Source organism: Mesorhizobium sp. WSM4845, from assembly GCF_055811455.1.
Genome location: NZ_JBVVQA010000052.1, coordinates 21,458 through 27,652, shown reverse-complemented (window position 1 = coordinate 27,652; position 6,195 = coordinate 21,458). Strand labels below are relative to the sequence as shown.

Genomic DNA, 6,195 nt, shown 5'->3' with positions numbered 1-6,195 from the left:
GGCGCGCCGCCCTCGTTGGTGAGGCGTATATAGTCGGCGCCCATCCAAAGTGTCAACAACCATTTCAATCTTTTTTGAATTTTTTGCGACGAAAGATTGCGGCGCCGATTTTCGGTAGCCGACTTCCGCGGCGGCATGGGGATAACAAAGCCGAACACCGCCACGGAGCCCTATTGCCGCCGCATTGCGGTTTGACACCAACGCCAACGAAGCTGGCGCAGCACCACTGGCGCGGCGCCTTACAAGAGACTGTAAGAGAGCCACTAAGAGAGAAGTATGACTGGGGATCTCGGCCGAAGCCAGCCGCTTCGTTGACTTCGCCCGCCGTGACAGGCAAATGTCATGGCCACAACAAAAGCGACAAGCCGTCCCGCCCGGGGAAGAAGCAGCCTTTCTGGATGCCAGATACGGAAAATGTCATAGCCGAACTCGGCAACGAGCCGCCGCTGATTGCGGACGGTCGCAGTGGCCCGCCCGACCGGCGCGAGGTTTCGGCGCGCTGGCTGTCGGGCACTTTTCTTACCGGCGTGACGTCGAGCGTGCTGATGGGTGTGGCGCTGTTCGCAGCCCTCGACGGCCGTCAGCAATTGGCGACGCCGCCCGAAATCGCCGAACTGATCAGCCTTGCGAGAGGCGACGATTCCGGCGAGATCGCCAAGACCACCAGGCTGGTGGCGCCGCGCCAGATCGCCAGGGCCAAGGACCGCCGGCGCATGGAAGTGCCGATGGTGACCAAGGTCGGCGACCGCGATGTCATCCACACCATGCCTTTCGTGCAGATCAAGATGGCGCTTGCCGCCGGGCACACGACCAGCCGCGCCTATCCGCCTTTCAATCCGATGCAGGTGTTTGGCGACGACCGCGACGGCAATGCCGGTCAGCCAGCGACCGCCGCCGCAGGCCAGATCTATGGCGCCAAGGTCGAAAGCGAGTTGAGCCTGAAAACGGTCGATTTCCCAATCGAGACGGCAGCGTTCGACGAAAAGAGTGACTTGTCCGCCGACGAGGTGGAAAAGGTGGTGCGCGAGGCCGGCACGGGTCTGAGCGACGGCGCCGTGCAGGTCGCGTCGCTGCATTATGTCGACCCGCAGCGATTCGGCGATGCATTCGCCGAGAGCATGGCCGGCTCCTACGACGTCAGGATCGTTCCGGAAAACGTCTCGGTGTCGCCGCGTGCTGCCCCCGACGATCAGGCGCCGGCCTTCGCCGAGGAGATCATCCCCTTCACCAGGGACCGCAACATCGTCGAGGCTTTCGCCGATTCGGGCTATACCGGCGAGGACGCCACCGGTATGGCCGAGGCGATCGCCAAATTGCTGAATGCGACAGCGCTCAAGGCGGGAACCGTGCTGCGCGTCGGCCTCGAGATCCATGGCGACGCCGCCAAGGTCGTTCGCACCGGCATCTACGACAGGGCCCAGCATATCGTCACCATCGCGCTCGATGATCACGGCCAATATGTGCCGGCGCAGGAGCCGGAGCCCAATCCCGAATTGCTGACCGCGTTCGATGATTCGCCGCCGGTGGTGGTGCGCGGCAATCTGCCGAACGTCTATGACGGCATCTACCGCGCCGCCTACTCCTACGGCATGTCCAAGGCGATGACCAAGCGGCTGATCAAGCTCCTGGCGTCCGGTGTCGATTTCCAGTCGCGGCTCAATCCGTCGGACCGCATCGAGGTGCTGTTCTCGCAGCCGGATGGCGACGACCGGGCATCCGACGAATCCGAGCTGCTCTATGTCTCGGCGAGCTTCGGCGGCACGACGCGTAATTTCTACCGGTTCCAGATGCAGGACGGCAGCACCGACTATTTCGACGAGGACGGCCGCAGCGCCCAGCAATTCCTGCTGCGCAATCCCCTGCCCGCAGGAAAATTCCGCTCCGGCTTCGGTGCCCGCAGGCATCCGATCCTCGGCTATGTGCGCTTGCATACCGGCGTCGATTGGTCAGCCGCCATCGGCACGCCGATCATCGCCGCCGGCAACGGTGTCGTCGAGAAGGCCGGCTGGGCCGGCGGCTATGGCAAACAGATCATCCTCCGTCACGCCAATGGCTACGAGACCTCCTACAATCACCAGAGCGCATTTGCCAAAGGCATCGCGCCGGGCGTGCGCGTCCGCCAAGGCCAGACCATCGGCTTTCTCGGCCAGACCGGCCTCGCCACCGGTCCGCATCTCCACTACGAGCTGATCGTCAACGGCACCAAGGTCGACCCGATGCGCGTTCGCCTGCCGGTCGGCAAGGTGCTGAAGGGCGACGACCTCGTTGCCTTCAAGCGCGAGCGCGGGCGCATCGATGATCTGCTCAAGCAGGAAGACAATGATTCGCTGAAGGTCGCGAGCGCCAAGATCGAAGGCTGAGCCGAGTTGGGCCTGGCTGCTCAGCGCTGCGGAGCCTCGGATCCACGCGGCCATGGCAGTCGCTCGCCGGAAACAGTTGTCCACGCCACGATCGCCGAGAGCAGGCAAAGCAGCGCGGTCACCAAGGCGACTGCTGCGAACGCTGCGTCGCTGGCGGCAAGCCTTGCTGCATCGACATCCGGCGCCGGTTCGCCGAAACCCGGAATGCCGGATGCGGCACCGCTGTTCAGCACGGCTGCATAGACCCAGGCCGCCAGTGACCCCATCGCCGCCACTGCGATCAGGCCGCCAATGCGCGAGACGGCATTGTTGATTCCCGAGGCAGCACCGGTATCCTTGTCCTCGACCGCCGTCATCACCGCCGTCGACAGCGGCGACACCACCAGCGCCATGCCGAGCCCCATCAGCGCCATCAGCGGAAACACGCCCCACCAAAAACTGTGGATGCCGGCATAGGCCAGCAAGGCAAGCCCGGCAAAGGCGACAGCGACGACGAGACTGCCGCTCGCGATCGGAAAACGCGGACCGATCCGGTCGGACCACTGGCCGACCGGCCCCGACAACAGCGCGATCAAGACCGACAGCGGCAGGAAGATGAAGCCGACCTCGGCGGCGCTCAGCCCCCATCCGGCGATGAGCAGCATCGGCAGATAGAACAGGTTGGCCGACAGTGCGAAATAGAGGAAGAAGGTCGCCACATTGGCGCCGGCGAAGGCGCCGACCCGAAACAGCGAGAGATCGATCATCGGTTCGCGCTGGCGGCGCTCGAAGACAATGAACACGATGAGCAGCACCGCGCCGGCGGCAATGCTCGGGCCGGACATTTGCCCCTCGCCCTCTGCGCTCATCGAAGTCAAGCCGTAGGCAAGCGCTCCGAACGCCAAGGTGGCGAGTGCAGCCCCGCCGAGATCGAGGCTGCGCTTTTCGGTCGGTGCGTCGGCCGGGACCTTGGCGAGCAGAAGATAGATCGAGACAAGACCAAGCGGCAGATTGACCGCGAAGATCACCCGCCAGACGCCGTCGCCGAAGGCCGACAAGACAACGCCGCCCAGCACCGGGCCAAGCGCCGTCGTCAGCGCCGAGGCTGCCGCCCAGATGCCGATCGCCCTGCCGCGCTCCTTCTTCGGATAGGCCTTGGCGATAATGGCGAGGCTGCCTGGCACCATGATGGCAGCACCGATGCCCTGAATGGCGCGAAACGCAATGAGCATTGGTGGATTCGGCGCCACCGCGCAGGCAAGCGAGGCGGCAATGAACAGCGTGATGCCTGCCACGAAAGCATGCCGCAGGCCAAAACGGTCGCCGGCGGCGCCGCCAACAAGGATGAGTGCCGAAAGCGTCAGCGCATAGGCGTTTGAAATCCACTGTGCCTCGGCGAAACTGGCGCCAAGATCGACGCGGATCGCCGGCGTGGCGATGGCCAGGATCGAGCCGTCGATGAAGCCGAGCGCGGAAGCCAAGATCGCCGCGATCAGCACGAACCTGCGGCGCGATTGCGGGCAGAACGTATCGGCCGGCAGCGGCCTGACCAGGGGGACGGCTTCGGCGGCGACTTCGCTTGGAGAACGCATGAAGCCTGCTTAGACCTCCTATGCGCCGGCAACAACCGGCCAGAGGGTTGCTGTCGTTGAAACCAGAACAGGATCACGTCGCCCAAAGAGCCTGCTCCCGGGTTGACCCAGGACTGCGCGATGATTTGGGATAGGGCTCAGTCGATGAATTCCACCGTGACGCCCGGCGACACGATTTTTGCCAGTTCGCGCGCGTCCCAATTGGTCAGCCGCACGCAGCCATGACTTTCGGTCTTGCCGATCTTGGAGGGGTCGGGTGTGCCGTGAATGCCGTAGGTCGGCTTGTCCAGCGCAATCCAGACCGAGCCGACGGGGCCGTTCGGGCCCGGCGGGATGGTCAGGATCTTGTTGTTTTCGCCCTGCTTGAAATTGATGTTCGGATTGTAGGTGTAGTTCGGGTCGAGAGCGACCCGCGACACCGCATGCGTGCCGGTGGGTGAAGGCGTGTCAGCCGAGCCGATTGTGGCTGGATAGGCCGCGATCAGCTTTCCCGCCGCGTCATAGGCGCGGGCCTGCTTCTTGCCCTTGTCAGCGATGATGCGTGCCACCGGCGTGGCCACCAGCCTGCCGAAATTGGCGACCTTGATGATCGTGCCGGGACGGTTGAAATTGGCTTCCGGATTGAGCGCCTTCAGATAGTTCTCGTCCATGTGGAACCGCTCGGCCAGCGCTTCGGTGACTGAGGTGTAGCTCAGCCGTTCGAGTTGCGCCTTCTGGCCGTAGTCTTCCGGCACCGAGGCGACATAGGGGCCGGCCGCATCCTCGGGCGTGATGCTGTAGGAGGCGAAGGCATCGCCGCCGGATTGCTCAAGCGCCGCCTGGATGCCGACCACATCGGTCGACCGCAGATTGCTGCCGGTGATCTCGTTATAGGCGGCGAGCGCCTTGTCGACATTCGAGCCGAAGCGTCCGTCGACGACGCCGGGCGAAGCGCCGGCGCGGTCGAGCAGCACTTGCAGCGCCGCGACCTCCTGGCGTGCACCGAGTGAAAGCGACGGATCGACGACAATCTTCCCGTCGATCTTTGGCGGCAGTGCCGCCTGGTCGCCCGGCGCCGTCGGTTCGACCGGTTCGATCGCAGCCTCGTTGAGCGGCTGGCGCTTGACGGTGCGCGGCCTTACCGGCTGCGGCGCTTCCGGATAATTGTTGCCATAGTTGCCGCCATCCAGCGGTGCTTCGGGAAAAGCGTCCACCGGATCGCCGTAGGGATCATATTCCTCGACCGGCGGTACGACGATCAGGCCCTCCTCTTCCAATTGCCTGCGGCGCAAGCGCGCCGTGTCCTCCGGATCGTCGAGATAATAGCGGTCGTCCTCGACCGGTCCGAGATTGCGCAAGCCCTCGCGGCGGAGTGCGCGGCGATCGAACCTGGTCTGCGGCGGCTGGATGGCGAGCACCTTGCCGGTTTCCGTATCGACGATGACGCGGTTTCCTCTGGCGTCGTAGTAGACGTCGAAATCGCCGTTCTGGGCGACCAGCACAGCATGGCTATCCGCGGCTCGGGCATCCGCGGCGCGGGCAGATCGCGGCGCGATGTCCTGCGTCGGCGCGGCCATTACACTCGAAGAAAGCAGCCCGGCGGCGAACGCCGAAAGGGTGAAGATCGTGCGGAACATGCTGGCCAAATTCTCCGGTCCGTAATTGCCGCCGCCCGGCGTTGTCTCTTTAGAGCGCCGCGCGTCCCTTCGGACGCGCAGGGACGCTCTAACACTTAAAAAACTCCGCATCATGCTTTCCGAAAATCCAATTCGATTTTCGGGCCTTTGCGGCAGGCGAACCCCTGCGCCAGCAAATCAGTTGCCAACCATAAGGTTCCAACATGAACCGGGCATGAAGATGGCGGATTTCTGGCGGGCTGGAGCAAGAACACTAGCTGGCCGCGAATCCCAATTCCTTGCGCGCCTGCTTCGTCAGCTTGAGCACGACAAGGCGGTGGCTTTCGCGCAGATAGTCTTTTAGCGCGTCATCGTCCATGCTTTGGCTTGTCTGGCGCTGGATCCATTTCATGCCGCGTGAGGCAAGATAGGGCGCGGGCCGAAGGCCCGGCTGTTCCTTCAGGATGTCATAAGCGATGTCGGAGCATTTGAAGGTGACGAACGGCTCCTTGCCATCGCTCCAACCGCCGATCGCAAAGACCTTGGCTCCGACTTTCCAGACATGAGCACCGCCCCACTGGACGACATGGGTCGCCGACGGCAGCGAGGCGCAGAAGCTGTTGTAGTCGTCCAACGTCATCTGCGCCCCGTTTAATTTTTTGATTATGC

Annotated in this window: 4 protein-coding genes; 1 reads left to right on the top strand and 3 read right to left on the bottom strand. The window is 63.6% G+C overall.

Going from position 1 to position 6,195, the window contains the following annotated elements; all coding sequences use genetic code 11:
• Nucleotides 1-398: 398 nt before the first annotated feature.
• A complete protein-coding gene (locus tag AC0L2C_RS32875; RefSeq protein ID WP_287076410.1) occupies nt 399-2,360 on the top strand; it encodes a M23 family metallopeptidase in 1,962 nt (653 codons plus the stop codon).
• Nucleotides 2,361-2,380: 20 nt separating this feature from the next.
• Here the strand turns inward: AC0L2C_RS32875 and AC0L2C_RS32870 are convergent, their stop codons facing one another.
• The 3 genes from AC0L2C_RS32870 to AC0L2C_RS32860 form a co-directional block, all read right to left on the bottom strand.
• A complete protein-coding gene (locus AC0L2C_RS32870) occupies nt 2,381-3,931 on the bottom strand; it encodes an MFS transporter (protein WP_473525398.1) in 1,551 nt (516 codons plus the stop codon).
• 137 nt (nt 3,932-4,068) lie between these two features.
• A complete protein-coding gene (locus tag AC0L2C_RS32865) occupies nt 4,069-5,547 on the bottom strand; it encodes a L,D-transpeptidase family protein (RefSeq protein ID WP_473525397.1) in 1,479 nt (492 codons plus the stop codon).
• Between the two features lie 253 nt (nt 5,548-5,800).
• Nucleotides 5,801-6,166 carry an MmcQ/YjbR family DNA-binding protein gene (locus AC0L2C_RS32860; RefSeq protein ID WP_027153335.1) on the bottom strand — a complete coding sequence of 122 codons (366 nt, stop codon included), beginning with the start codon at nt 6,164-6,166 and terminating at the stop codon, nt 5,801-5,803.
• Nucleotides 6,167-6,195 lie beyond the last annotated feature (29 nt).

Bases quoted from the DNA above. Each gene is read 5' to 3' on its own strand.
- AC0L2C_RS32875 (WP_287076410.1), top strand. From the start codon at position 399: ATGCCAGATACGGAAAATGTCATAGCCGAACTCGGCAACGAGCCGCCG.
- AC0L2C_RS32870 (WP_473525398.1), bottom strand. From the start codon at position 3,931: ATGCGTTCTCCAAGCGAAGTCGCCGCCGAAGCCGTCCCCCTGGTCAGG.
- AC0L2C_RS32865 (WP_473525397.1), bottom strand. From the start codon at position 5,547: ATGTTCCGCACGATCTTCACCCTTTCGGCGTTCGCCGCCGGGCTGCTT.
- AC0L2C_RS32860 (WP_027153335.1), bottom strand. From the start codon at position 6,166: ATGACGTTGGACGACTACAACAGCTTCTGCGCCTCGCTGCCGTCGGCG.